Origin of the sequence: Corallococcus sp. NCSPR001, from assembly GCF_017309135.1 — a bacterium.
Lineage (GTDB): Bacteria > Myxococcota > Myxococcia > Myxococcales > Myxococcaceae > Corallococcus.
Genome location: NZ_JAFIMS010000002.1, coordinates 6,920,243 through 6,942,232, shown reverse-complemented (window position 1 = coordinate 6,942,232; position 21,990 = coordinate 6,920,243). Strand labels below are relative to the sequence as shown.

Annotated in this window: 23 protein-coding genes and 1 tRNA gene; 2 read left to right on the top strand and 22 right to left on the bottom strand. The window is 70.3% G+C overall.

What is annotated here, in order from left to right; genetic code table 11:
* Window positions 1-95 precede the first annotated feature (95 nt).
* Window positions 96-926, bottom strand: a complete 831-nt coding sequence (locus tag JYJ93_RS29940) for a mechanosensitive ion channel family protein (protein ID WP_206797985.1) — start codon at window positions 924-926, stop codon at window positions 96-98.
* A gap of 178 nt (window positions 927-1,104) precedes the next feature.
* Here JYJ93_RS29940 and JYJ93_RS29935 point away from each other — a divergent pair, with 178 nt between their 5' ends.
* The gene (locus tag JYJ93_RS29935; RefSeq protein ID WP_206797984.1) at window positions 1,105-2,268 is read left to right on the top strand and encodes an alpha/beta fold hydrolase; all 1,164 of its coding nucleotides are present in this window, start codon (window positions 1,105-1,107) and stop codon (window positions 2,266-2,268) included.
* A gap of 11 nt (window positions 2,269-2,279) precedes the next feature.
* Here JYJ93_RS29935 and JYJ93_RS29930 read toward each other — a convergent pair whose 3' ends face one another.
* Window positions 2,280-2,816 carry a hypothetical protein gene (locus tag JYJ93_RS29930; protein WP_206797983.1) on the bottom strand — a complete coding sequence of 179 codons (537 nt, stop codon included), beginning with the start codon at window positions 2,814-2,816 and terminating at the stop codon, window positions 2,280-2,282.
* 192 nt (window positions 2,817-3,008) lie between these two features.
* Between JYJ93_RS29930 and JYJ93_RS29925 the strand changes: the two genes are divergently transcribed.
* Window positions 3,009-3,082, top strand: a tRNA-Arg gene (locus JYJ93_RS29925).
* A gap of 50 nt (window positions 3,083-3,132) precedes the next feature.
* On the opposite strand, the gene JYJ93_RS29920 is transcribed toward JYJ93_RS29925, so the two are convergent.
* The 20 genes from JYJ93_RS29920 to JYJ93_RS29825 form a co-directional block, all read right to left on the bottom strand.
* The gene (locus JYJ93_RS29920; protein ID WP_206797982.1) at window positions 3,133-3,915 is read right to left on the bottom strand and encodes a DUF3626 domain-containing protein; all 783 of its coding nucleotides are present in this window, start codon (window positions 3,913-3,915) and stop codon (window positions 3,133-3,135) included.
* A gap of 64 nt (window positions 3,916-3,979) precedes the next feature.
* On the bottom strand, window positions 3,980-5,077 hold the full coding sequence (locus JYJ93_RS29915; protein WP_206797981.1) for a glycosyltransferase family 4 protein: 1,098 nt from the start codon (window positions 5,075-5,077) through the stop codon (window positions 3,980-3,982).
* Window positions 5,078-5,198: 121 nt separating this feature from the next.
* Window positions 5,199-6,482, bottom strand: coding sequence for a hemolysin family protein (locus tag JYJ93_RS29910; RefSeq protein ID WP_206800517.1), 1,284 nt, complete (start codon window positions 6,480-6,482; stop codon window positions 5,199-5,201).
* 84 nt (window positions 6,483-6,566) lie between these two features.
* Window positions 6,567-6,950: a response regulator gene (locus JYJ93_RS29905; protein WP_014395428.1), complete on the bottom strand. Its 384-nt coding sequence runs from the start codon at window positions 6,948-6,950 to the stop codon at window positions 6,567-6,569.
* Between the two features lie 95 nt (window positions 6,951-7,045).
* Window positions 7,046-7,897, bottom strand: a complete 852-nt coding sequence (locus JYJ93_RS29900) for a metallophosphoesterase (protein WP_206797980.1) — start codon at window positions 7,895-7,897, stop codon at window positions 7,046-7,048.
* A 61-nt stretch (window positions 7,898-7,958) separates the two neighbouring features.
* The gene (locus JYJ93_RS29895; RefSeq protein ID WP_206797979.1) at window positions 7,959-9,146 is read right to left on the bottom strand and encodes a ceramide glucosyltransferase; all 1,188 of its coding nucleotides are present in this window, start codon (window positions 9,144-9,146) and stop codon (window positions 7,959-7,961) included.
* 87 nt (window positions 9,147-9,233) lie between these two features.
* Window positions 9,234-9,917 (bottom strand): phosphate signaling complex protein PhoU, encoded by a 684-nt coding sequence (phoU, locus tag JYJ93_RS29890; RefSeq protein ID WP_206797978.1) that lies wholly within the window; start codon window positions 9,915-9,917, stop codon window positions 9,234-9,236.
* Window positions 9,918-9,943: 26 nt separating this feature from the next.
* Entirely contained in the window at window positions 9,944-10,687 is a 744-nt protein-coding gene (gene pstB / locus JYJ93_RS29885; protein ID WP_206800515.1) for a phosphate ABC transporter ATP-binding protein PstB, read from the bottom strand.
* 46 nt (window positions 10,688-10,733) lie between these two features.
* Window positions 10,734-11,645 (bottom strand): phosphate ABC transporter permease PstA, encoded by a 912-nt coding sequence (gene pstA / locus JYJ93_RS29880; protein ID WP_206797977.1) that lies wholly within the window; start codon window positions 11,643-11,645, stop codon window positions 10,734-10,736.
* Window positions 11,642-12,637: a phosphate ABC transporter permease subunit PstC gene (gene pstC / locus JYJ93_RS29875; RefSeq protein ID WP_206797976.1), complete on the bottom strand. Its 996-nt coding sequence runs from the start codon at window positions 12,635-12,637 to the stop codon at window positions 11,642-11,644. Before pstC ends, pstA begins: the two co-directional genes overlap by 4 nt.
* Window positions 12,638-12,695: 58 nt before the next feature.
* Window positions 12,696-13,520, bottom strand: coding sequence for a phosphate ABC transporter substrate-binding protein (locus tag JYJ93_RS29870; protein ID WP_206797975.1), 825 nt, complete (start codon window positions 13,518-13,520; stop codon window positions 12,696-12,698).
* Window positions 13,521-13,628: 108 nt separating this feature from the next.
* A complete protein-coding gene (locus tag JYJ93_RS29865; protein WP_206797974.1) occupies window positions 13,629-14,318 on the bottom strand; it encodes a response regulator in 690 nt (229 codons plus the stop codon).
* Window positions 14,319-14,613: 295 nt separating this feature from the next.
* On the bottom strand, window positions 14,614-15,084 hold the full coding sequence (locus JYJ93_RS29860) for a hypothetical protein (RefSeq protein ID WP_206797973.1): 471 nt from the start codon (window positions 15,082-15,084) through the stop codon (window positions 14,614-14,616).
* A gap of 91 nt (window positions 15,085-15,175) precedes the next feature.
* Window positions 15,176-15,655, bottom strand: coding sequence for a histidine phosphatase family protein (locus JYJ93_RS29855; protein WP_206797972.1), 480 nt, complete (start codon window positions 15,653-15,655; stop codon window positions 15,176-15,178).
* Between the two features lie 65 nt (window positions 15,656-15,720).
* A complete protein-coding gene (locus JYJ93_RS29850; protein ID WP_206797971.1) occupies window positions 15,721-16,161 on the bottom strand; it encodes a DUF1634 domain-containing protein in 441 nt (146 codons plus the stop codon).
* Complete coding sequence (locus JYJ93_RS29845) at window positions 16,158-17,021, bottom strand: sulfite exporter TauE/SafE family protein (protein ID WP_206797970.1); 864 nt, start codon at window positions 17,019-17,021, stop codon at window positions 16,158-16,160. The genes JYJ93_RS29850 and JYJ93_RS29845 overlap by 4 nt, the downstream gene beginning before the upstream one ends.
* A 96-nt stretch (window positions 17,022-17,117) precedes the next feature.
* Window positions 17,118-17,378 carry a hypothetical protein gene (locus JYJ93_RS29840; protein ID WP_206797969.1) on the bottom strand — a complete coding sequence of 87 codons (261 nt, stop codon included), beginning with the start codon at window positions 17,376-17,378 and terminating at the stop codon, window positions 17,118-17,120.
* Complete coding sequence (locus JYJ93_RS29835) at window positions 17,379-19,145, bottom strand: chloride channel protein (protein ID WP_206797968.1); 1,767 nt, start codon at window positions 19,143-19,145, stop codon at window positions 17,379-17,381. It abuts the gene before it with no gap.
* A gap of 101 nt (window positions 19,146-19,246) precedes the next feature.
* Window positions 19,247-20,845 (bottom strand): S1C family serine protease, encoded by a 1,599-nt coding sequence (locus tag JYJ93_RS29830; RefSeq protein WP_206797967.1) that lies wholly within the window; start codon window positions 20,843-20,845, stop codon window positions 19,247-19,249.
* A 186-nt stretch (window positions 20,846-21,031) separates the two neighbouring features.
* Complete coding sequence (locus JYJ93_RS29825) at window positions 21,032-21,982, bottom strand: metallophosphoesterase family protein (protein ID WP_206797966.1); 951 nt, start codon at window positions 21,980-21,982, stop codon at window positions 21,032-21,034.
* Window positions 21,983-21,990 lie beyond the last annotated feature (8 nt).

Sequence of the window (21,990 nt, the reverse complement as noted above, 5' to 3'; positions counted from 1 at the left end):
CGCTCAGAGGGGAACCGGCTCGCGGGGTCGTCCCCCCGCATGGAGGGGGAGCAGGCCAGAGGCTGGCCTGCCCGCCACCCGTCATCGACGGTGTTTCAGCCCGCCTTGGCTAGCGGCGGTGGGGCGGTCAGCAGCACCTGCGCGGGCACGGTGTAGCTCGCGGCCTGGAGGATCTCCGCGATGGCGTCGCCCACGTTGGCCTGCGTGTCGTTGTAATCGGTGGGCTTGCAGAAGATGCACACGGCCAGGACGGGGCCCTGGAGCGTGAACTCCGCGATCTCCACCTGCGGCACGGGCTTGTCCTGGACGCCCTTCACCGAGGCCATGCGCTCCACCAGGGCCTGCTGAAGCACCCGCACGTCCACGCCGTGCATCAGCGGCACCTTCACCGTCATCTTGCGGTACGGGTGGTGGCTGTAGTTGATGATGTTGTCGCTGAACATCTGGTTGTTGCCCACGGCGATCCGCACGTTGTCGGACGTGTCGAGCGTGGTGACGAACAGGCCGATCTCCTGGACGATGCCCACGACGCCGCCGGCTTCAATCTCCTCGCCTACGCGGAAGGGGCGCAGCACCAGCAGGAAGATGCCCGCGGCGAAGTTGGCCAGCAGCCCGGACCAGGCCGCGCCAATGGCGATACCCGCGGCGGCGATCAACGCGGCGAAGGACGTGGTCTCCACGCCCATCACCCCCAGGATGCCGACGATGAGCATCAACGTGAGCGTGCCGGTGAACAGCGAACCGACGTAGCGGATCAGCGTGGCGTCCAGCTGCCGCCGCTGCAGGCCCATGTCCAGCACCTTGCGGAAGCCAGCGATGACCGTCCGCCCGATGAACCAGATGAACAGCGCCCCGATGACCTTGAGCAGCAGCGGGAGCGCCTCGGTCAGGGCCAGTGACTTCAATTGAACGATGACTTCATCCATGACTCGAACTCCCTTGACCGGGACCGCGTGTGCGCGGTGCCTTTTGCACGGGACCGGCCGGGACATGCAAGCCGGGTTGCTGTGAATCCACACCTGTCCGGGAGGGCAGTCCTGACCCGCCATGGGTCTTGGTGCCCGGGCCTTGCGTGGCGAGGCCTGCCGGCGGACGTTGCGGCCCATGCGTCTCTTCCCGGTCACGGTCTCGTTGTTGTTGAGCGCCTGCACGGCCTCGCGCGTCGTGGTGCCTCCAGCCACGGGCGAGGAGGTGACGGTCTTCATCCATGGGTACCGCGGGTCGTTCCTCGCGACGGCGGACGGCGAGCGCGAGCGGGCCTGGGTGTCCGTGGGCGACGTGCTGACGCGCGGGGAGCGTTCGCTGGCGCTGCCGTTTCCCGGTCAGCGAGCGGCGCCGGGCTTCGGGCCCCTGGAGGTGGACGGACCGATGACGCGCTTCACGGTGCTGCCGTGGGTGGCGCGCTACGACATCTACAAGGGCTTCCTGGAGTTCGCGCGCGAGCGGTTGCCGGGCTTCGTCGTCTTCGACTACGACTGGCGGCAGGACAACCGCGTGACGGCGAAGCGGCTGTGCGCGCTGCTGGATTCGCTCGCGGAGGCGCGCGGCGGCCGGGTGAAGGTGAACCTGGTGGCGCACAGCATGGGCGGGCTCGTCACGCTGCACTGTCTGCGCTACGGCACGGGTGACGACACGGGCGAGCCCACGTGGGCGGGCGCCCGGCACGTGAAGCGCGTGGTGTTCCTGGGCACGCCGTTCCGGGGCGCGCCGGGCATGTTCGACGACTTCACCCTGGGCACGCCGGTGGGGCGCAACCGGGCGCTGCTGTCACCGGAGGCGCTCTTCACCTTCGCGTCCGCGTTCCAGCTGCTGCCCGCGGAGAGCGACTTCTTCGTCGACGCGAGCGGCCAGCCGGTGACGTTCGATGCCTACCGGCCGGACGCGTGGGTCGACGGCGGGTGGGGCGTGTTCCAGGACCCGGCGGTGCGGAAGCTGCCCGCGTATCGCCAGTGGCTGGAGCGCATGCTGGCGGCGCGCTCGGAGCTGGCGCGGGCGCTCTCCGAGAACGATGGGCCGCCGCCGCCCTTCCACACGCTGGCGGTGGTGGGCGTGGGGCATCCGTTGATCAAGTCGTTCCGGATCATCGACGGGAAGCCCACGTTCGAGGATCCGGTGCTCGCGGACGGAGATGGTTCCGTCTTGACGGCGCGGGCCCTGCCGCCGCAGCCGCTCCATGTGGACCGGCTGGAGACGCGGGCGGACCACGTGGGGATGATGGGCGACGAGGAGGTCCAGGAGGCCGTCGCGCGCTTCATCACCGGCGACTGAAGCGGGGCGGCTCAGTCGCCCTGGATGGCGGCCTGCCAGTCGCCGTCCACGGAGATGCCCACGCGCATGCCGATGTAGCTCTTCTCCTTGCGCATGTCGGTGATCATCTCGTCCGGGTAGATGCCCTTGAGCAGCGCGAAGTCCGCGTCGGTGGCGCCCTCGCGGAAGGCGGTGGGCCACCAGTAGAGGTTGCCCTCCTGGTAGAAGGGGAGGTTGAGGACGTGGACCAGCCGCGCCAGCACCGGCTGCGGGCTGTCCTTCCACTCCTCCTGGATGCGCCAGGTGGTGGCCATGTCCTGATCGGGGTCGTAGGAGAAGCGCACGCTCTTGCCCTTCTCGTCCCCCAGCTTCTGGAGCCCCGCGTAGTCGCACGCCACGGCGGCCTTGATGATGCGCTCGCGCATGGACGCCACGGCCGGCGGCAGGGGCGTGGCGGTGGGCTTGGGGATGGGGCTCAGCCGGCTCGCCGAGCACGACGCCGCGGCCGGGGCGCTCGGCTTGGAGGCAGGCGGGGCAGGGGGAGGGGCGGGCTTGGGCGGGGTGGGCATGGTCGGGCTCGGGGCGGGGGACGCCGCGGGCGTCCGGGGTGACTCCGTGCAGGCCAGGCAGGCGGCGAGGAGACAGGCGGATAGCAGGGGAGCGCGGTTCATGTCCCCGGGTCTAGTCCATGGCAGGTCAGGATTGCGTGCTTGCGTCGTCTGGGGACTTCGGTTACTCCTCCCACACCGGAAAGCGGTTCTGCGCGATTAGCTCAGCTGGATAGAGCGTTGGCCTCCGGAGCCAAAGGCCGCAGGTTCGAATCCTGCATCGCGCGCAGACGTAAGGGCCCGGAATCACTGGGGAAATCCCAGAGGTTCCGGGCCTTTACCTTTCAGGTCCCTTCCAGCTCCGTCCGAAGCGGGCCAGGCAATGCCAGACCTTCTTGAGGGCCTGGGGATCGACCGACGCGTCCGCGCGTGCCCGTCCAAGAATGAACGGCGTGAGGCGTTCGTCGTCCGCGAGCTGCTCCGCGAGCCGGAGGATGTCGTCCCCCCGGTAGCTCGCGTGAGGCCGCAGTTCGTCCAGCGTGACGGCGTAGCCCGGATGCCATTCCACGCGGACGCCCAGCGCGCGCGCTTCGTCCTCGATGGGGGTCGCCTCGTAGCTGGGGTCCAGCACCAGGGCCTCGATGTCCTCTGGTATCCGGAGGTCGCCATGGACGTGGGCCTCGATGTACCCGTCCAGCGGATCCTCGAACGGCGTGGCCTCCGCCAGGCCCATCAGCGCCATCCGCTCGGAGGTCCCGAAGGACGTGGGCTCGAAGACGCTGTCCGGGAAGCAGAAGCTGGAGCGGTCCAGCGCTGCTTCCGTCAGCCGGAAGTAGCTGGAGCCGAAGCGGGGGGAGCCCCCATGCGCCTCTTCGCGGAAGTTCAGCGAGCCGTACTTGGGGCGCTCGCCGACATGGCGCGCATCGTAGTAGCCATTGAAGAGTCGGCTCTCCCAGCGCCAGCGGGCGCCGTCGGGGAACGCCGTGAGCCCGCCGTTGCTCGTGCGCGTCTCGAACTGGGAGCGGTACCGGCCGTCACGCCGCATCGCGGTCAGGATGCCGGCCCCCTCGAAGAGGACATCCGGGTGGAAGTGCAGGGTGATCCGGAGCCGGCGATCCATGGGGCCGCCCCGGGCCCGCGGGTGGACATGCTCCAGGGCGGGATGGCGCGAGCGCATGTCCCGCTCAGACGCCCGTCACCTGGCGGATGAACGCGAGCATCCGCGAGCACGTCGTGTCCAGGTCCATGTGCGCCTCGGCCATGCGGCGGGCCTCCAACCCCATGGCCTCCAGTGTAGCCGGGCGCTGCACCAGCGCGTCCAGCATGTGGGCCAGCGCCGTGTAGTCCCCCACCGGCACGATGCGCCCGTCCACGCCGTCGCGCACCAGCTCGCCCACGCCGCCCGCGGGCGTGGACACCACCGCCAGGCCCGCGGCCTTCGCCTCCGCGATGGCCCACGACGACATGTCCGCCATCGTCGGCAGCACGAAGAGGTCCGCCGCCTGCGCCAGGCCAACCAGCTCCGGTGAGTTCGGCTGTACGCCCACGTGGACGCGCACCCCGGGGGGCGCCTCGAAGGGCGTGGACGTCACCAGGTCCAGGTGCCAGCCCTTGCGCCGCGTCTCCCGCGCCCAGCGCAGGAGCAGCTGGCCGCCCTTGCGCCCCAGGTCGCCCCCCACGAAGAGCAACCGCACCACGCCGTCCCGGGGCTTCTTCTCCGGCGCCGGCCGCCACAGCGCCGTGTCCACGCTGGGCCACACGACGTGCACGTTCGTGCCGGGCACGCCGTACTCCTCGACCAGCGAACGTTTGGTGTACTCCGAGAAGGACAACATCCCCTTCGCGATGGCGTACGTGCGCCGGTGCAGCACGTTCTTCGCGTGGCCCATCCAGCCCGCGTGCTGCGTGCGCAGGCCGTAGTAGCGCAGGTATTCCTCCAGCCCGCTGGGCGTCGCGTCCGTGGAGATGACGCTCGGCACGCGGCGCATGAGGTCGTGCGACAGGTGCGCGATCCGCTGCGTGTGCACCACCGCGGCCCGCACCGGCTCCGTGGCGAAGGCCTGGTTCAGCGCGCTGCGCGCTCGCAGCCCTCCGCGCACCGACAGCCGCGAGCGCACCAGCGGCAGCTGCTCCCAGACGTCATCCACGTGCTCGTCGATGGGCAACCACACCGGCGTGACGTCGGTGCGACGCCCCATCGCCCGCTTGAGGTTGTCCAGGAACACCGCGTTGCCAAGCGTCGTCTCGATGATGAATGCGATGCGTGGGGCCGAGGACTGCATCCGCTGCGCGCGCCTCCCCAGGGCCGGGATGTCCCTCCCGGGCATATAGGTGCCCGGTGCGGGATCACCAACGGCCCCCCGGGGCACCCGTCCGGATTCGCACGAAGGAGAGGGGCCGCCCTCACGCCTCCGGCTGAACGGGCTGCTCCGGCAGGTGGAAGCGCACCTCGTGCACGCGGCGCGGTGTCGCCTCCAGCACCTCCAGCACCGTGCCGTCCGGCATGGACAGCTTCGCGCCCCGCTCCGGGATGGCGCCTCCCGCGAGCGCGATGCAAAGGCCCGCGACGGTGGAGTAGTCCTCGCTCTCCTCCAGCTCCAGCCCCAGCGCGCGGTTCACCTCGCGCAGGCTCGCCTCGCCCCGCACCACCGCGACGGTGGGGCCCTCGCGCCGCACCAGCTCCTCCGGCGTCTCGGACTCGCTGAGGATGTCTCCCACGAGCTCCTCCACCAGGTCCTCCACCGTCACCAGCCCCACCACGCCGCCGTGCTCGTCCACCACCACGGCCAGCTGCATCCGCCGGCGCTGAAGCTCCTTCATCGCCGCGATGGCGCGCATGGACTCCACCAGGAACAGCGGCGGGCGCAGCACGTCCTCCAGCACGATGAGGTGCCCCTCCCAGGCCACGCCCAAGAGGTCCTTGGCCACGATGTAGCCCACCACGTTGTCGATGGTGCCCTCGTACACCGGCATCCGCGAGTGCCCGTGCTCCAGCAGCACCTGGCGCATCTCCTCGTTGCTGGCGTGCCGGCGCAACGCGATGATGTGCTCGCGCGTCACCATCACCTCGCCCAGCGTCAAGTCCCCCAGCTCGAAGGCCCGCGAAGCAATCTCCCCCGCGCGCGGATCCAACGTGCCCTGCTTCGACGCCTCCTCCACCAGCTGCATCAACTCGTCCGGTGACAGGCGCGACTCGGAGAAGTTCGTCTTGTCCCCGAAGAGCTTCAGCACCACGTTGGAGCTCGCGGTGAGGAACCACACCAGGGGCCGCATCACCCACGACAACGCCTTGAGCGGCCGGCCCAGGGTCAGCGCGTATTGCTCGGAGAAGCGCAGCGCCAGGGACTTGGGCACCAGCTCCCCCAGCACCAGCGATAGGTACGACACCAGCGCGACCACCAGCGCGAACGCCACTTGGCTCGCCGTGGCCTCCGGCACGCCCAGCCCCGCCAGCACCCCGGAAAGCCGCTGCGCGATGCTCGCACCGCCGAAGGCCGCCGCCGTGGAGCCAATCACCGTGATGCCAATCTGCACCGTGGCGAGCAGCCGCTCCGGATCATCCCGCAGCGTCGCCACCGCCTTCGCGGACTTGCTGCCCTGCTCCAGCAGCTCCTTCAGCCGCGTCTTGCGCACGGACAAGAGGCCCAGCTCGGCGCCCGCGAAGACGCCATTGGCCAGGACCAGCAAGAGGATGATGACGAGCTCCGTGACGATGGCGGACCTCCCGGCTGGACCCACCCCGCCTCGTGGAGGCGGGTGACGCCTCCCGTCCTACACCCCCAGCGATTGCAGGAGGAGCGACAATTGGTCGCGACTGGCGCCCTTGGGCAGGTAGTAGTGGGGACCGGACATGAGTGCGCTACCCACATCCTGCGCCGCCGCGGAGGTGAGGAAGACGATGCGCGGGGTGGTGGCCGCGCGAGGCAGCTTCTCCACCACCTCCAGGCCGCTCATCCCCGGCATGTTCAGGTCCAGCAGCATGACCCCGAAGCGCTCGCCCCGCTTGAGCGAGTCGAGCGCCTCCTGTCCGTCCGCCGCCTCGGTCGTTTCGTAGCCGAGGTCCTCCAGGCTCACCCGGAGGAACTCCCTCCAGTCCGCGTCGTCGTCCACGACCAGGACCTTCCGAGCCCCATCATCCAGCGCGAGTCTCCCCAAGCATCCTCCTGACCTGGGGAGAACCTTCCGGGGCCCCGCTGGCATTCGCGGGACATGGACTCAGGGGCAGTCTCCAGCAGGCAGCCGGGCAGGCCCTAGAACAGCGCCATGCCCAGCTGGCCCACCAGGTACTGGAGGGCGGGCCTGACGTTGTGGACCGCCGTGCGCGGCTTCGCCGGCTCCGACGCCTGGCACCACGCAGGATCGCCCACCAGCCGCCCGGCCATGTGGCTGAAGACGCGGAAGCGGCCCAGGTCCGTGCTGCTGCCCGAGTTGTAGACGCGCAAGCCGCGCTCGCCCGGGGTGCCCAGGTCCGCCTCGCTGGGGATGTGCCGGTGGCCATGCAGCACCAGGTCGGCCCGGCCACCCACGCGCTCCAGCAGTCGGCTTCCCAACGCGAGCTCCGACGCGTGGGGCAGTCCGAACTTCGTGGCGATCCACTCCGGGAAGCTCTCCAGCGGCAGCGGCATCACGTGGTGGTGCAGCAGCACCGCGACCAGCGCGTCCTTCGGCGCCTGCGCCAGCGCGCGGTCCACTTCGTCCACGACGCCTTCCGTCAGTTCGCCGTGGCTGTGGAAATAGTTGCGGTTGTGCTCACCGGTGGAGTCCACGCAGACCAGGAAGAGGCCCGCCTTCTCCACGGTGTGGACCTTGCGACCCTCCATGAAGCCGCTGCCCACATCCTCGCCGGGCCGGTCATGGTTGCCGGGGATGAAGGTGAGGCGTCCGGTCTCCATCCAGGGCGCGAAGTGTTCACGGAAGCGCTGGAACTCGGCGTGGGATCCGCGGTGCGTGAGGTCTCCCGTCACCACCACGTGATCCACCTCCTGCGCCGCCAGGGCCTTCACCAAGGACGACGCCGACGCGTCGCTCTCGCGGCTCATGTCCAGGTGAAGATCCGAAAGATGCGCCAGCTTCAGGGAGGGCATGCTGAAGGAGATAGGCATCGGTTCTTCGAGCGGCGAGGGTTGCTGTACGAAGGTTCGTCAAAAGTTGGGCCAACGTCGTTCACCCCACCCCGTTGCTGGGGATCCACTCCGTCGCGGGAGTGCCACAGGCGCGCATCGGCACCAGGCGCGTGCCTGACACCACGCGCAACCGCGTACCGCGCCAGTCCACCGTGCGCCGGAACGCTCCGTGCCACCATGCGGCGAAGAGCAGCGCGTCCTTCACCAGCACCGCGGGCGCGGCGCGCCAGGACACCGGCTGGGGCCGCAGCGAGCGGAACACCGCCACGTCCACCCAGACCTTGCCCAGCGCCACCGCCAGCGCCGCCAGGCCCGTGAGCGCGGACGGGTGGATCAACGCGCCCAGCACCGCGAGCGGAACCGGGTTGAGGAGCGCCTGCGCCGCGTACGTCGAGGGCGATACCGCTGTGCGGTGAATGACGCTCCAGCGCAGGTAGCGCTGGAAGAACGCGTCCACGCTCTTGCGCAGGGACACGTTGAAGACAGGGGCGTGCGCCAGCACCACGCGCTTGCCCAGCTTGCGCGTCACCCACTGGCCGATGACGTAGTCCTCCGCCAGCACGTCCTTCACGGAGAAGAAGCCGCCCAGCGCCTCCACGTCCTCGCGGCGCAGCGCCATGGACTTGCCCACCACGATGTCCCGGTCCGCCACGTGCTTCGCGGCGATCATCCCCGCCGCCGCGCTGGAGGACAGGTGCAGGTTGTCCAGCAGCGAACCGAAGCTCCGCTCACCCAGTCCCGCCACCGGGTGCGTGACGCAGCCCACCGTGGGGTCCTCGAAGGCCGCGGCGATCTCCTCCAGGTAGTGGTCGCCCACGCGGGTGTTGCTGTCGCTCACCACCCACAGGTCGAACCGGGCCTCGGACGACAGCGTCACCAACTGGTTCACCTTGGGGTTGAGGCCGGGCTCGCCCTCCTGAAGCACCACGCGCATGACGTGGGGCCACCTCGCCTGCGCCGCCCGCGCCACGGCGTAGGCCGGGTCGCGCGCGTCCTTCACGCCCAGCAGCACCTCGTAGTGGGGGTAGGGGAGCTGGGCGAACCGGGCGAGGTTCGCCTCCAGGTCGTCATCCACGCCGCACAGCGGCTTGAGGATGGACAGGCCGGGCTGGTGCGTGGGGGCCTGGGGGACGGTGCGGCGGTGGCGGCGCACGAACAGCGCCTGGAGGAGGAGGGCGAACAGGCCCACTGCGGACGCGGCCAGGAGGAGGCTGGAGGCGATGAGCATGTCGCCACCCTAGAAGCCTCACAAGGCGGGACCGGGGCGGCGGGGCGGCGGGACGGCCAACTCGCCGTGACACCCCGGTGAAGCCGCCTACTCCAGGTCGCGGCTGCGCGGGTGGCGCACGTCCTTGCCGCGCACCATGTAGATGACCATCTCCGCCACGTTGAGCGCGTGGTCGCCAATGCGCTCCAGGTGCTTCGCGATGAACATCAACGCCGTGGCCCGGCGGATGTTGCGCGAGTCCTCCATCATGTAGGCCAGCAGCTCGTTGAAGATTTTCAGGAAGAGGGCATCCAGCAGGTCGTCCCCCTTGAGGACGTCCTCCGCCTTGGCCGCGTCCCCGGACACGAACGCGTCCAGGGCCTTCTTCACCTGCTGCTGCGCCAATTCCGCCAGCTTCGGCGTGTCCACGTACGGCGCCAGCGGCGGCACCTGGTTCAGGTCCATGGCGCGCTCGGCGATGTTCACCGCCAGGTCGCCAATGCGCTCCAGGTCGGTGACGATCTTCAGCGCGGTGGTGATGAGGCGCAGGTCGGACGCGGCCGGCTGGCGCAGCGCGAGGATGCGGCGGCACAGGTCGTCGATGTCGACCTCCAGCCGGTTCACCTCGCGGTCGGCGCCCACCACCTGCTCCGCCAGCGCCGAGTCGCGGTCGGTGAGGGCGCGGGTGCTCTGCGCGATGAGGGCCTCCACCTTGGCCCCCATCGCGAGCAGCTTCTCGCGCAGGTTGCGCAGGTCCTGCTCGAATGCCTTGTCGGTGTGCGTGGCCGCCATGTCGTCCTGTTCCGCCTTCCGGGGGCTCAGCCGAACTTCCCGGTGACGTAGTCCTCCGTGCGCTTCTCGTGGGGGTTGGTGAAGATCTGCTCCGTGGGGCCGCACTCCACCAATTCGCCCATGTAGAAGAAAGCCGTCCGGTCGCTCACGCGCGCGGCCTGCTGCATGTTGTGGGTCACGATGGCGATGGTGTACGTGGCCTTGAGCTCGTGGATGAGCTCTTCGATCTTCGCCGTGGCGATGGGGTCCAACGCGGACGCGGGCTCGTCCATCAGCAGCACCTCCGGCTCCACCGCCAGGGCGCGCGCGATGCACAGGCGCTGCTGCTGGCCGCCGGACAGGCCCAGGGCGCTCTCCTCCAGCCGGTCCTTCACCTCGTCCCACAGCGCGGCGCCGCGCAGGGACTTCTCCACGCGCGCGGCGAGCTTCGCCTTGTCCTTGAGACCGCCCACGCGCAGGCCGTAGGCGACGTTCTCGAAGATGGACTTGGGGAAGGGGTTGGACTTCTGGAACACCATGCCCACGCGGCGGCGGAGGTCCACCACGTCCAGGGCGCGGTCGTGGATGCTGCGGCCGTCCAGGAACACGCTGCCGTCGTGGCTGGCCCCCGGGATGAGGTCGTTCATCCGGTTGAGCGAGCGCAGGAAGGTGGACTTGCCGCAGCCGGACGGGCCGATGAGCGCCGTCACCTTGTGCTCGGGGATGGCCAGGCTCACCTGCTTGATGGCCACCTTGCTGCCGTAGCGCAGGGTGAGCTCGCGGGCTTCCATCTTGTTGCGCGGCGTGGCGGAGGAGAGGGGCATGGGATGAGGAGCGTCAGTGTCCGGCCGCGGCCTTGCGGCGCGTGCGCGCGCGGATGAGGACCGCGACCAGGTTCAGGGCGAAGGTGAGCAGCAGCAGCACCAGCACCGTCGCGTACAGCAGCGGGCGGGTGGCCTCCACGTCCGGCGACTGCGTGGCCAGCACATAGGTGTGGTAGCCCAGGTGCATGAACTGCGAGTTCAGGCTCGTGGGCAGGTCCGGCAGGAAGTACGCCGCGCCGGTGAAGAGGATGGGGGCCACCTCCCCCGCGCCTCGGGAGACGGCCAGCACCGCGCCGGTGAGGATGCCCGGCAGCGCGCCCGGCAGCACCACCCGCGCCAGCGTCTGCGACTGGGTGGCCCCCAGCGCGAGGCTCGCGGTGCGCTGCTCCTGGGGCACGGCACGCAGGGCCTCTTCCGTGGACACGATGACGACGGGCAGGGTGAGCACCGCCAGCGTGAGCGACGCCCAGAGGATGCCCGGCTGGGCCCAGTGCAGCTCCTCGTAGCCCAGCGCGCGGTCCAGGCCCTTGCCCACGAAGAGGATGAAGAAGCCCAGGCCGAAGAGGCCGAACACGATGGACGGCACGCCCGCCAGGTTCGCCACCGCCACACGCACCGCGCGGGCCAGGAGGCTGGAGGGTGGCGCGTACTCGTGCAGGTACACCGCCGTCAGCACGCCCACCGGCATCACCGCCAGGGTCATCAAGAGCGTGAGCGCCGCGGTGCCGAAGAGGGCGGGGAAGATGCCGCCGCCCATCATCCCGTCCGTGGGCGCCTGGGAGAGGAACTGCCAGGACAGGTGGCTCCAGCCGCCCCGGACGACGTCCAGGAGGATGATGGCCAGCATGGCCACCATGATGAACGCGGCCAGCCCCGTGAGCGACACGAGCGACAGGCCCACGACCTTGCGCGTGGTGTGCTTCACCCCGCACCTCCCTTGAGCCGCTGGATGACCTTCTTCGTCCACAGCCCGGCGAGCAGGTTGAGCACGAAGGTGAAGAGGAACAGCTCCACGCCAATGAAGAAGAGCAGCGCGTAGTGCGGGCTGCCCACCACCACCTCGCCCATCTCCGCGGCGATGGTGGCGGACAGCGAGCGCACGGAGTCGCCCAGGTTCCAGGACACGATGGCCGCGTTGCCGGAGGCCATGAGGACGATCATCGTCTCACCGATGGCGCGCCCGAAGCCCAGCACGCACGCGGCGAGGATGCCGGGGGCCGCCGCCGGGAGCACCACCTTCCACGCCGTCTCCCAGGGCGTGGCCCCCAGCGCCAGGGAGGCCTCCCGGTAGCTGCGCGGCACGGCGGTGAGCGCGTCCTCCGTCACCGTGAAGATGACCGGCACGATGGCCAGCGCCAGGCCCAGCCCCGCCACCACGGCGTTGAGCCGGGAGGTGAAGCCGAACGTCTCCTGGAGGAAGGAGGCCATGACCATCAGGGCGAAGAAGCCCAGCACCACGGACGGGATGCCGGCGAGCAGCTCGATGGTGGGCTTGAGGATTTCACGCAGGCGGCGGGGGGCGAACTCCGCGGCGAACAGCGCGCCGAAGATGCCCAGGGGCACGGCCACCAGCATGGACACGGCCGTCGTCTTCAGCGTGCCGATGAAGAGCGGAATCATGCTGACCTTGGGCACGCCGGACACCGGCTGCCAAACGTAGGCCAGGGGCTTTCCCTTCCGCACCATCTGCGGGAGGAACATCTTGGAGAAGCTGGCCTCCTCGCGGGCCGCCGCGTCGGTCACGAGCGTCAGGGCCTCCTTCGCCACGAAGACGAGGATGAGCACCAGCGCGGCGATGCCCGTGAAGGCCACCGCGGTAATCAGCGCGGCGATGGCCTTCTCCTTCAGCTGGCGCCGGCGTGCCGCGGGCGACAGCATGGGCAGCGCCACGGGGGGCGCGAGGTCCTGCTCCTGCATGACGGCCTGTCTATCCAACATGGGAACCCCGCGCCGGGTGACAATCGCGTGACGCCAACTACTTCACAGGGAAGTAGCCGACCTGGGTGACGATGGCCTGTCCCTCGGGGGACAGCGCGAAGTCGATGAAGGCCTTCACCTCGCCCGCGGGCGCCTTGCCCAGGTAGAAGAACAGGTCGCGCGACAGCGGGTACTTGCCGCTCTTCACGTTCTCCGCGCTGGGGGCGAAGGACTCGTTGCCCTTCTTCACCTTCAGCTCCTTGATGCCCTTGCCGTACGCGGCGCCGCCGTAGCCGATGCCGTTCTTCTCCTTGGCCACCGCGTTGACCACCGCGGCCGTGCCGGGGAGCGTCTGCGCCTCCGGGGCGAAGTCCTCGCCGCCCAGCACGTGGTCCTTCACGAAGACGTAGGTGCCGGAGGAGTTCTCACGCGAGTACGGGACGATGGGCGCGTCCTGCCCGCCCACGTCCTTCCAGTTCGTCGTGTCGCCCAGGTAGATGGCCTTGAGTTGCTCCGTGGAGAGCGCGTCCACCTTGTTGGTCTCGTTGACGTAGAAGGTGACGCCGTCCTTGGCCACTGACAGCGTGGTGGGCGGGGCCTTGTACTTGGCGCTCACCGCGTCCGACTCCGCCTTCTTGATTTCGCGGCTGGACATGGCGATGTCGGTGGTGCCGTTCTGCAGGGCCGCCAGGCCCGTGCCGGAGCCGCCGCCCGTCACCTGAATCTTCGTGGCGGGGTTCTTCTTCATGAACGCCTCCGCCCAGCGCTGGGCGAGGATGACCATGGTGTCCGAGCCCTTCACCGTCACCGTGCCTGCCTGGGCGGTCAACGGGAGGACGGCGAGCCCGAAGGCGACGAAGCTTGAGAGCAGAGTCTTCTTCATGAGGTGTCTCCTCCTCGAAGGGTCGAGGTCGCGTGACGATCTATGGAGCAGATGTGGCCGTTTGACGGCCCTTGCGTGACAAATGAGTAACGGAAAGGGGGCGCCTGGCTACCCGGCCGCCGGGTCCACGATGCGGTAGCCCACGCCGCGCACCGTCTCCAGGAGGGCGCGGGCAGGGCCCAGCTTGTCGCGCAGGCGCATCACGTGCGTGTCGATGGTGCGCGTCTCCAGCGCGCTGGACAGGCCCCAGACCTGCTCCAGCAGCTGCTCGCGGGTCTGCACCCGGCCCAGCCGGGCCATGAGGTACTCCAGCAGCCGGAACTCCAGCGCGGTGAGGGGCGTCTCCTTCTCCTCCACGAAGAAGCGGTGCTGGGTGACGTCCAGGCGCAGGGGGCCCAGCGCCAGGGGCGGGGTGCCCTCTTGGGGTGACGACGTGCGCCGGAGGATGGCCTTGAGCCGCAGCACCAGCTCGCGCACGGAGAAGGGTTTGACGACATAGTCGTCCGCGCCGACCTCGAAGCCGCGGATGCGGTCCGCCTCCTCGCTCTTCGCGGTGAGCATGACGATGAGCACGTCACGCAGGCGGGGGTTGGCGCGCAGGTGACGGCAGACCTCGATGCCGGACAGGTCCGGCAGCATCAGGTCCAGCAGCACCACGTCCGGGGCCTGCTCGCGCGCGGCGGTGAGCGCCGCCTCCCCGGTGAAGGCCACGCGGGTGGTGAAGCCCGCGCCTCGCAGGTTGAAGTCGATGAGCTCCGCCAGGTCGCGCTCGTCGTCGACGATGAGTACGTGGGACATGTCGGGCACGTACTGTGCGCGCATCGCTTCGCGCCCACGTGACGCGCCGGCAACAAGTGCGTCACGTCCGTCACGGGACGGTGTTCGCGAAAAACGACGGGCGCGGACGGGCCCCCGGGAAGAAGGGGGACGGGGGCCGTCCGCGCCGCTTGTCCTCGCCCGGGTTGCGCGAGGCCACCTTCGGCGTAAGGCCTGACGCATCCGCGCCGTGGCCGCCGCCAGTTCATTCGTTGGGCACAGCCCGCATCACGGCCGTCCACGCCGCGCGGCTCAGGGCGCGGGTGGACGGCGGACGTCAGACGGCGGCTGCTTCGTCCATGGCTCCGCGGCGCGGCAATTGTCCGCGGCGCAGCGCGATGCCTGCCTCGTCCGGAGCGTCAGGCGGGGCCATGGGGGCCACGGCGCGCAACGCGGGGCGGAGCGAGGCGAGGAACGCGGCGAGGCCGCATTCGATGGGGGCCGGTTCGATGAACAGGCCGCCCGAACGGCGGTGCTTCTCCGCGAAGACCTTGATGCCGGCATCGGCGCGGGGATGGTCTTCCTCGAAGGGGCCCTGATTGCCCTGTCCCTGGTTCATCGGGACGGTGGGCGTGAAGGGCTTCGCGGGCGCCATCACCCCGGGCAGCAACCCGAGGCCGATGACGAGCAGTGCCATCAGCTTCAGCTTCAGCAGGTGGCCCACGCGTGCCACGAACGACGCGCGCGCGTGCGCCAGGCCGTGTCCGGCACCGGGGACCGCGAGGGCTGTGGCCTGGGGGGCATGCATGATTCGCCGGAGCGCGAACATCCTAGTGCAACGGCTCTTCCGGCAGGCGACCAACCGCCGGAAAAACGCGCCCGTCCCCCGGGAGGGTGGCTCATGGGCGCCGCAGGGGCCGCCCCGGGGCCGCCATCCATTGCAGGGTGAAGGCGCGCCCTTCGGGGCGCAGGGCAACCGCGCAGCCCTTGCGGAGCTTGTCCGGCAGGGCCTGGCCCAGCGCGAGCGCGGCGGCGCGCTCCAGCGAGGGGTTGTGTCCCACCAGCGCCCAGCCCGGGCCCACGTCGCGCGCCAGCTTGAGCACGTTGCGGGCCGCGCCCTTCATGGGGACGAGCGCGGGGTGGACCTCCACGTGGGACAGGCCGAGCGCGTCCGCGAGCAGCTCCGCGGTCTGCACCGCGCGCACCAGGGGGCTGGTGATGATGCCCATGAGCGGCGTGAGGCGCGCGAGCTTCTTCGCGTGCTGACGGAAGGCGGCGCGGCCCTGGGACGTGAGGGCGCGGGCCTCGTCGCCCAGGGCGTGGGAGTCCTCGGCCACGGCGTGGCGCACGAGGAGGAGGGGCAGGTCGCGTTCGGCCATGGGCGCGCGTTGTAGTGCGTTTCGCGCCCGCGCGGATGTGACGAACGGGTGGACTGCTGAGTGGACTACTCCACACCGCCCAGCAGGAACGCGAGCAGCAGCAGCGCGAGCACGCCGGTGGTGATGGCGGCGAAGGTGCGGTCCTTCTGCGCGCGGAAGATGCCCAGGGACAGGGCCACGCGCAGCACGGGCACGGTGATCATCACCAGCAGCCCCGCCATCACGAAGGACTGGCCGCGCACGGCCATGACGCCCTCGAAGACATCCGTCAGCTGGTGCGGCGCCTCGTCCGGCGAGGTGAGGCGCAGGAGCGCGTCCGAGGACGAGAAGTAGTCCGGGTGCCGCAAGAAGGTCATCACCATGCCGCACATCACGAGCGACAGGCTGAGCAGCACGCCGCCGCGCAGCAGTTGGCTGATGAGCAGCTCCGGTGTGAGCGGCACCACCTCGTCCTGCGCGACGGCGGTGGTGGTCGTCTCTGGAGAAGACGAAGGTTCGGCGCTCATCCGCGTATCCCCTTGGACAGCATCTCGTAGGACACCCACAGCAGCACGGCCACGAAGAGCATGCGCAGGGAGCCGCTCTTGAGCTTCGTCAGGTAGCGCGAGCCCGCGAACGCGCCCAGCGTGACGCCCACGCAGACGGGGCCGGCGATGAACGGGTCGATGTCCCCGCGCGCGAAGTAGATGCCCGCGCTGGCCGCCGCCGTGACGCCAATCATGAAGTTGCTGGTGGCGGTGGAGACCTTGATGGGCAGCCCCATCGCCAGGTCCATGGCCGGGACCTTCAGCGCGCCGGAGCCGATGCCGAGCAGCCCGCTCACCGTGCCCGCGATGTACATGAGCCCCAGGCCCACGAGCGGCCGGTGCACGCGGTACGTCACCTCGCCGCCGGTGGACACGTCGTAGTAGCTGCCGTGCAGCGCGAGCCGGTCCGCGAGGGCATCCGGAGGCGGCTCTTCACGGGGGCCGCCGTCCTCGCGCAGCTTGCGCAACATCGCGAGCGCCGAATAGGCCATCACCGCGCCGAAGAGGAAGTACAGCGCGCGGCCGCCCACCATGCCCGCGAGCATCGCGCCCGTGACGGCGCCCGCCACGGTGGCCAGCTCCAGGAACATGGCCACGCGCATGTTGGCCAGGCCGTCGCGTACGTATGCCGCCGCCGCGCCGCTGGACGTGGCGATGACGGACACGATGGAGGCTCCCACCGCGTAGCGGATGTCCACCTTGAGCACGAGCGTGAGGACGGGGATGAGGATGAGGCCACCGCCCAGGCCCAGCAGCGAACCCAGCAGGCCCGCTCCAATGGAGACGCACAGCACGATGGCGACGAAGTTGAACGGAGTGGCGTCCAAGGCGATGGCCATCTTCCTCCTGGCCCTCCCGCATGCAAGCGCTTCACGCGGAGCCCGGCTGGTTGCCCGCTCCAGGCCATCCCCCGGGGGCGAGGTACGCGTCGACCCTCAACGTTGGCGGGACGCGTCGGACGGCTTCGTGTCGTGTGATGGGGGTGTATCCGGGGGCTGTGGCATGGGCCAGCCCTGGAAGAGCGGCCAACCCCGGTAGGGGTTGCCCCGGGTGGGCTCTTCTTCCGGGGGGCCAGGTGCTTCAGGGCGATGCGCACCGGGGCGGGGGGGCGTGCGCAGCAGCACCCACGTCAGCACGACGCACAGCAGGCTCATCACGACGATGCTCCACGCGCGCGTGCGGGGCTCCAGCTCCATCTAGAAGCGCCCCCGCTTGAGCAGGTCGCCCTTGGACAGCGAACCCAGCAGGTGCCGGCGTCCGTCCACCACGGGCAGCCGGTCCAGTTCCGTGTGGCCGAACCGCGCGGCCACCTCCGACAGGGACAGGTCCGGGGTAATGGGTTGCACGCCGGTGTCCATCACGTCCGCGGCCACGGTGGCCTGGAGCAGCGAGTGGTCCGGCAGGTGGCCCTTGAGCGCGTCCAGGGTGATGACGCCCAGCAGGCGCCCCTCCGCGTCGGTGACGTAGAGGTCCGCGCCCGCGGGCTGCTCCAGCAGCAGCACGACCACCTCGTCGAAGGGCGCGGAAGGGGGCACCCGCTGCGTGGCCGGTGACAGCAGCGAGCGCACGCCTTCCTCCCGCAGCCAGTGCGGCACGGTGGCGGGCACGCGCACGTCGCGCTTGGCGAGCACGGACGTGTAGAGCGACTCCGGCTCCAGCCGGCGGCTGACGACGGCGGCCACCACCGCGGCGAGCATCAGCGGGAGGATGAGGTCGTAGTCGCCGGTCATCTCGAAGATCATCAGCACCGCGGACACGGACGCATGCGTGGTGCCCGCGAGCACCGCGCCCATGCCGAGCAGCGCATAGGCCCCGCTGGGCGCCGCGCCGCCCGGGAGCGCCCGCTCCACCAGCATCCCGAACGCGCCGCCCAGCAGCGCGCCGAAGAAGAGGGACGGGGTGAAGAGCCCGCCCGGCACCCCCGCGCCCGCGCACAGCGACGTCACCGCCAGCTTCGCCAGGGGTAGGATGAGCAGCAGCGTGAGGGGCAGCGTCCCGTGCAGCGCCATGTTCACCGAATCGTAGCCGTTGCCCATGAGGTACGGCCCCGCGATGGCGGTGAGTCCCACCACGGTCATCGCGACCAGCGGCATGAACGGGGTGAGCCACGACGGCAGCTTGTCCAGCAGGTCCGACGTGAAGTTGATGCCGCGTACGTAGAGCGCGGAGGCCCCGCCCACGAGCACGCCCAGGAGGATTGCCAGCACCAGCTCCCGCGGGTGGGTGAGGGCGTAGTGGGGGATGACGTAGCTGGGATGATCCGCGATGAGGGTGCGCGACACGAGCGTCGCCACCACGCACGACACGACGATGGGGCCGAAGAGCTCCAGCGCGAAGCTGCCCAGCAGCACCTCCAGGCCGAAGAGCGCCGCGCCGATGGGGACGTTGTACGCGGACGCGATGCCCGCCGAAGCGCCGCACGCCACCAGCACGCGGGCCTGGCCCGGCCCCAGCCGCAGCCACCCGGACAGCGCGGAGCCACTGGCCGCGCCTGTCTGGAGGAGCGCGCCCTCGCGGCCCAGCGGAGCCCCCAGCGCCACCGCGATGATGGACACGAAGCCGCGCAACAGCGCGCGGGGGAAGGGCAGCCGGCCGGACTTCACCCAGATGGATTCGATGATGCCCGCGGTGCCGTGGCCTCGCAGGGGCTGGCCCACCACCAGGGACACCAGCGTCACCAGCGCGCCACCCAGCACCGGCACCAGGAACCGGCGCCAGCCTGGCGACGCGAGCGCTCCCTCCAGGAAGTGCTCCGTGTTGGTCTGCCAGAACAGGTGCTGGGTGAAGCGCAGCACCGCGAGCAGCGCCACCGCGCCCAGGCCGGAGATGAGGCCCACGCCCACCACCAGCACCCAGAAGCGCCGCTCCTGGCCCAACATGCCCTGGAGGATCCGCCGCATCCAGGGCGAGGGCTGCCCCGTCCTCAGGTCGGGATGTACGGCTCCGGATGCGGGTTCGGGCATGGCCTCCACACCTGTCCAATGTACGGAGGCCGGAAGGCCCTTCCCGGATCCGCGCGGTGATTTCCATCGACCGCCGCCCGGCTGGTTGTCTTCCGGACGGACTACCGACCTGATGGTACCCTGGCCGCCTTGCCCTGCGTGCTCTTCGCGGGCTGGCGCGCCCCGGTGTCACGAGGCGGCGTGTTCGCGGGGGCCTGACCCGCGGGCTCACCCGTGAGGCCCAGGTGGATGCCGGGCGGCGGAGGGTTCTTCAGCACGGACTCCGTGCGCGTCGCGGCCTCCGTGGCGTCCGGCGCGAAGCGGTCCGCCAGCTCCGCGACGGCGTCGCTCATCTCCCGGTGCGCGACGATGGTGCGCTCCAGCGTCTTGCCCAGCCGGGCCGACGTGTCGAAGGTCTGCCGGGATTCGTCCGAGCCCGGCAGCGAGTCCTGGTACGAGAACGTCAGCGTCGCGTCCCGGCGCAGCGCATCCAGCAGCCGGGCCAGTTGCTGTTGCAACTCCGCGTCCTGCTCCGCGCGAGGGCGCTCCAGCAACCCCCGCTCGCCGCCGAACCAGACGCGCCCCACCTTCCCGAAGCCCCCGTCCGCGGAAGCAGCGGGCAGGTCCTCCAGCACGAGCAGCGGGTGCACGCGGCGGGGGAAGTCCTGTTCATACAGCACGAAGAGCAGGGTGCCGTCCGCGCGAGGGAACACCGCCGCGGTGCGCGAGCCGAAGGGGAAGAAGGGCGTGGCGGACACCTCCGCGCGCTTCGCCACGCGGGCGCGGGCCAGCGCGTCCAGCGGCGTCGTGTCATCCAAAGCGCGCTTGGGTGTGCGGCGCAGGTTGTTCATCAGGTCGCGCGCCTGATCGATGCCCACCACCACGTTGAGCGCGCTGCCTCGCGAGTAGCCCGCGTGGTAGACGCCCACCAGCTCGAACTCGCCCGTCTTGCAGGAGATGGCGAGCACGGGCGACCCCGAGTTGCCCTGCGACACGAGCGCGTCGATGACGAAGTCGTCGTGGTACCACTCCTTGTACTCGTCGCGGTCGTAGGCGGAGATGACCTTGCCCATGTTGGTGGCGTTGAAGACGCCCAGCGGGAAGCCGCGCACGTCCACCACGTCGCGCTCGCGCACGGCGGCGCTCCTGCCCACCTTCCACGGCATCACCGTCAGGGACGCCTTGGACTTGATGACGGCCAGGTCCAGTTGCGGATCCACCACCGCCTTGGACAGCGGGATGTCGTCGCGGTCGTACTTGTCCGCCTCGTTCTCCACGATGCTCAAGCCGTCCTTCACGCGCTTGCAGCCGGAAGGCACGCCGTCCACCGGGTGCGCGTCGCTGGTGACGTCCGGCCACTCCACCACGTGCTCGTTGGTGAGCAGCAGCGTCTCCCCCGCCTGCTGCTTGTACGCGAACGCGGTGCCGTGCGCGGACACCGGCGTGCGCGTGCGGCGCACGTTGCCCTCGGCGCCGTAGGACAGGCACTCGTACACGGCGGTGCTGCGCACGCAGTACGTGTACTTCTTCTTCATCGCCTGCTCGAACGCCCGCGCCTTGGGCGACAGCGCGGCGTAGCTGTCCGCGTATTCGCCTTCGCAGTACGGCGCGGGCGGCGGCGCTTCCTCCGCAGGCGCTTCCGGGGGCGGCGAGGGAGCCTCTGCTCCGGCGGCGGTGAGGGACACCGCCACCACCGACAGTCCGACCATCCACCCGACCATGGCCCCTCCCGCGTTGTCGTCGCTGAGGTTGTTGCTAAGGACCGGCGAGCCCTCGTGCATCTGTGCGCGCGGGAGGCCAGGCGGGTTTCTCGGTGCGAAAAGCCCGCTGTCCGTCAGAAGTGACGGGACGCGTGTCCATTCCCGGACGGGCAGGCCCCACGCGCACGCACCCGGTGGGCGTGGGCCTCACCCGTCCAGGTCGTTGAGCGCGTCGGGCGGCAGCGGCGAGGCGCCCGTCACCGTGCCGTCCAGGTCCAGGGGCAGCGTGGACGGATCGACCTCTGGCGGAGGGCTGTTCTCGAAGGGCGCCGCGAGCGCCGGGCGAGCGCCCCCCGCCCCCGGAGGCGGACGCAGCACGGGCCCCGGAGGCGGCAGCCCCGAGTGCCGCCGCGCGGCCTCCATCAGGGCGTTGTGGTGGCGGTACCGCGCCTCCACGAGCTTGTGGATGAGCAGCGGCCCCCCGGGCACGCGGCGCGCGGTGAGGGCCTGGGTGGCCTTGCGCACCGGGTAGCGCACGCGGCGGATCTGCACGCGCCAGCCCTTGGGGGTGAAGGTGAAGACGCCGTAGGCGGGGCGCAGGTCGCCGTCGCGGGGAATGCCGGCGCTGGCCACGTCCGCGATGAGCATCCGGCCCACGCGCCGGCGGTAGGGGAAGTGCAGGTGCCCGAAGGCGCACGCGGCCGCGTCCAGGTGCGTGAAGAAGCGGCGCACCGCGTGGTCGTCCAGCGTGGGGTCCAGCGACTCCTCCAGGTTGCGGGGGTTCGCGTGGCAGATGAACAGGTCCTGTCCCTTGCGCGGCGTGTAGCGCAGGGAGAAGGGCATCTGTCCCAACTGGTGGAGCAGCGTGTCGCCCAGCTGGTCGCGCGTCCAGCGCAAGAGCTCCGTCTTCCAGTGGTCGCGCTCGCGGTACGCACCGCCCAGGTAGTTGCCGGCGAGGTACGCGTCCGTGTTGCCCATGATGAGGGCGTGGCACTTGCTGAAGAGCAGCTCCACCGTCTCGCGCGGGTGCGCGCCGCGCAGGGCCAGGTCTCCGGCCGCGACGATGTAATCCGGCGCCACCGATTTGGTGATGTCGTCCAGCACGGCCTCGCAGGCCGGAAGGTTCCCGTGAATGTCCGCGAGGATGGCGACCCGCATGGCCGCCC

Coding starts and splice junctions, on each gene's coding strand:
- JYJ93_RS29940 (WP_206797985.1), bottom strand. CDS start 926: ATGGATGAAGTCATCGTTCAATTGAAGTCACTGGCCCTGACCGAGGCG.
- JYJ93_RS29935 (WP_206797984.1), top strand. CDS start 1,105: ATGCGTCTCTTCCCGGTCACGGTCTCGTTGTTGTTGAGCGCCTGCACG.
- JYJ93_RS29930 (WP_206797983.1), bottom strand. CDS start 2,816: ATGCCCACCCCGCCCAAGCCCGCCCCTCCCCCTGCCCCGCCTGCCTCC.
- JYJ93_RS29920 (WP_206797982.1), bottom strand. CDS start 3,915: ATGGATCGCCGGCTCCGGATCACCCTGCACTTCCACCCGGATGTCCTC.
- JYJ93_RS29915 (WP_206797981.1), bottom strand. CDS start 5,077: ATGCAGTCCTCGGCCCCACGCATCGCATTCATCATCGAGACGACGCTT.
- JYJ93_RS29900 (WP_206797980.1), bottom strand. CDS start 7,897: ATGCCTATCTCCTTCAGCATGCCCTCCCTGAAGCTGGCGCATCTTTCG.
- JYJ93_RS29895 (WP_206797979.1), bottom strand. CDS start 9,146: ATGCTCATCGCCTCCAGCCTCCTCCTGGCCGCGTCCGCAGTGGGCCTG.
- phoU (WP_206797978.1), bottom strand. CDS start 9,917: ATGGCGGCCACGCACACCGACAAGGCATTCGAGCAGGACCTGCGCAAC.
- pstB (WP_206800515.1), bottom strand. CDS start 10,687: ATGGAAGCCCGCGAGCTCACCCTGCGCTACGGCAGCAAGGTGGCCATC.
- pstC (WP_206797976.1), bottom strand. CDS start 12,637: ATGCAGGAGCAGGACCTCGCGCCCCCCGTGGCGCTGCCCATGCTGTCG.
- JYJ93_RS29870 (WP_206797975.1), bottom strand. CDS start 13,520: ATGAAGAAGACTCTGCTCTCAAGCTTCGTCGCCTTCGGGCTCGCCGTC.
- JYJ93_RS29865 (WP_206797974.1), bottom strand. CDS start 14,318: ATGTCCCACGTACTCATCGTCGACGACGAGCGCGACCTGGCGGAGCTC.
- JYJ93_RS29860 (WP_206797973.1), bottom strand. CDS start 15,084: ATGCATGCCCCCCAGGCCACAGCCCTCGCGGTCCCCGGTGCCGGACAC.
- JYJ93_RS29855 (WP_206797972.1), bottom strand. CDS start 15,655: ATGGCCGAACGCGACCTGCCCCTCCTCCTCGTGCGCCACGCCGTGGCC.
- JYJ93_RS29850 (WP_206797971.1), bottom strand. CDS start 16,161: ATGAGCGCCGAACCTTCGTCTTCTCCAGAGACGACCACCACCGCCGTC.
- JYJ93_RS29845 (WP_206797970.1), bottom strand. CDS start 17,021: ATGGCCATCGCCTTGGACGCCACTCCGTTCAACTTCGTCGCCATCGTG.
- JYJ93_RS29840 (WP_206797969.1), bottom strand. CDS start 17,378: ATGGAGCTGGAGCCCCGCACGCGCGCGTGGAGCATCGTCGTGATGAGC.
- JYJ93_RS29835 (WP_206797968.1), bottom strand. CDS start 19,145: ATGCCCGAACCCGCATCCGGAGCCGTACATCCCGACCTGAGGACGGGG.
- JYJ93_RS29830 (WP_206797967.1), bottom strand. CDS start 20,845: ATGGTCGGGTGGATGGTCGGACTGTCGGTGGTGGCGGTGTCCCTCACC.
- JYJ93_RS29825 (WP_206797966.1), bottom strand. CDS start 21,982: ATGCGGGTCGCCATCCTCGCGGACATTCACGGGAACCTTCCGGCCTGC.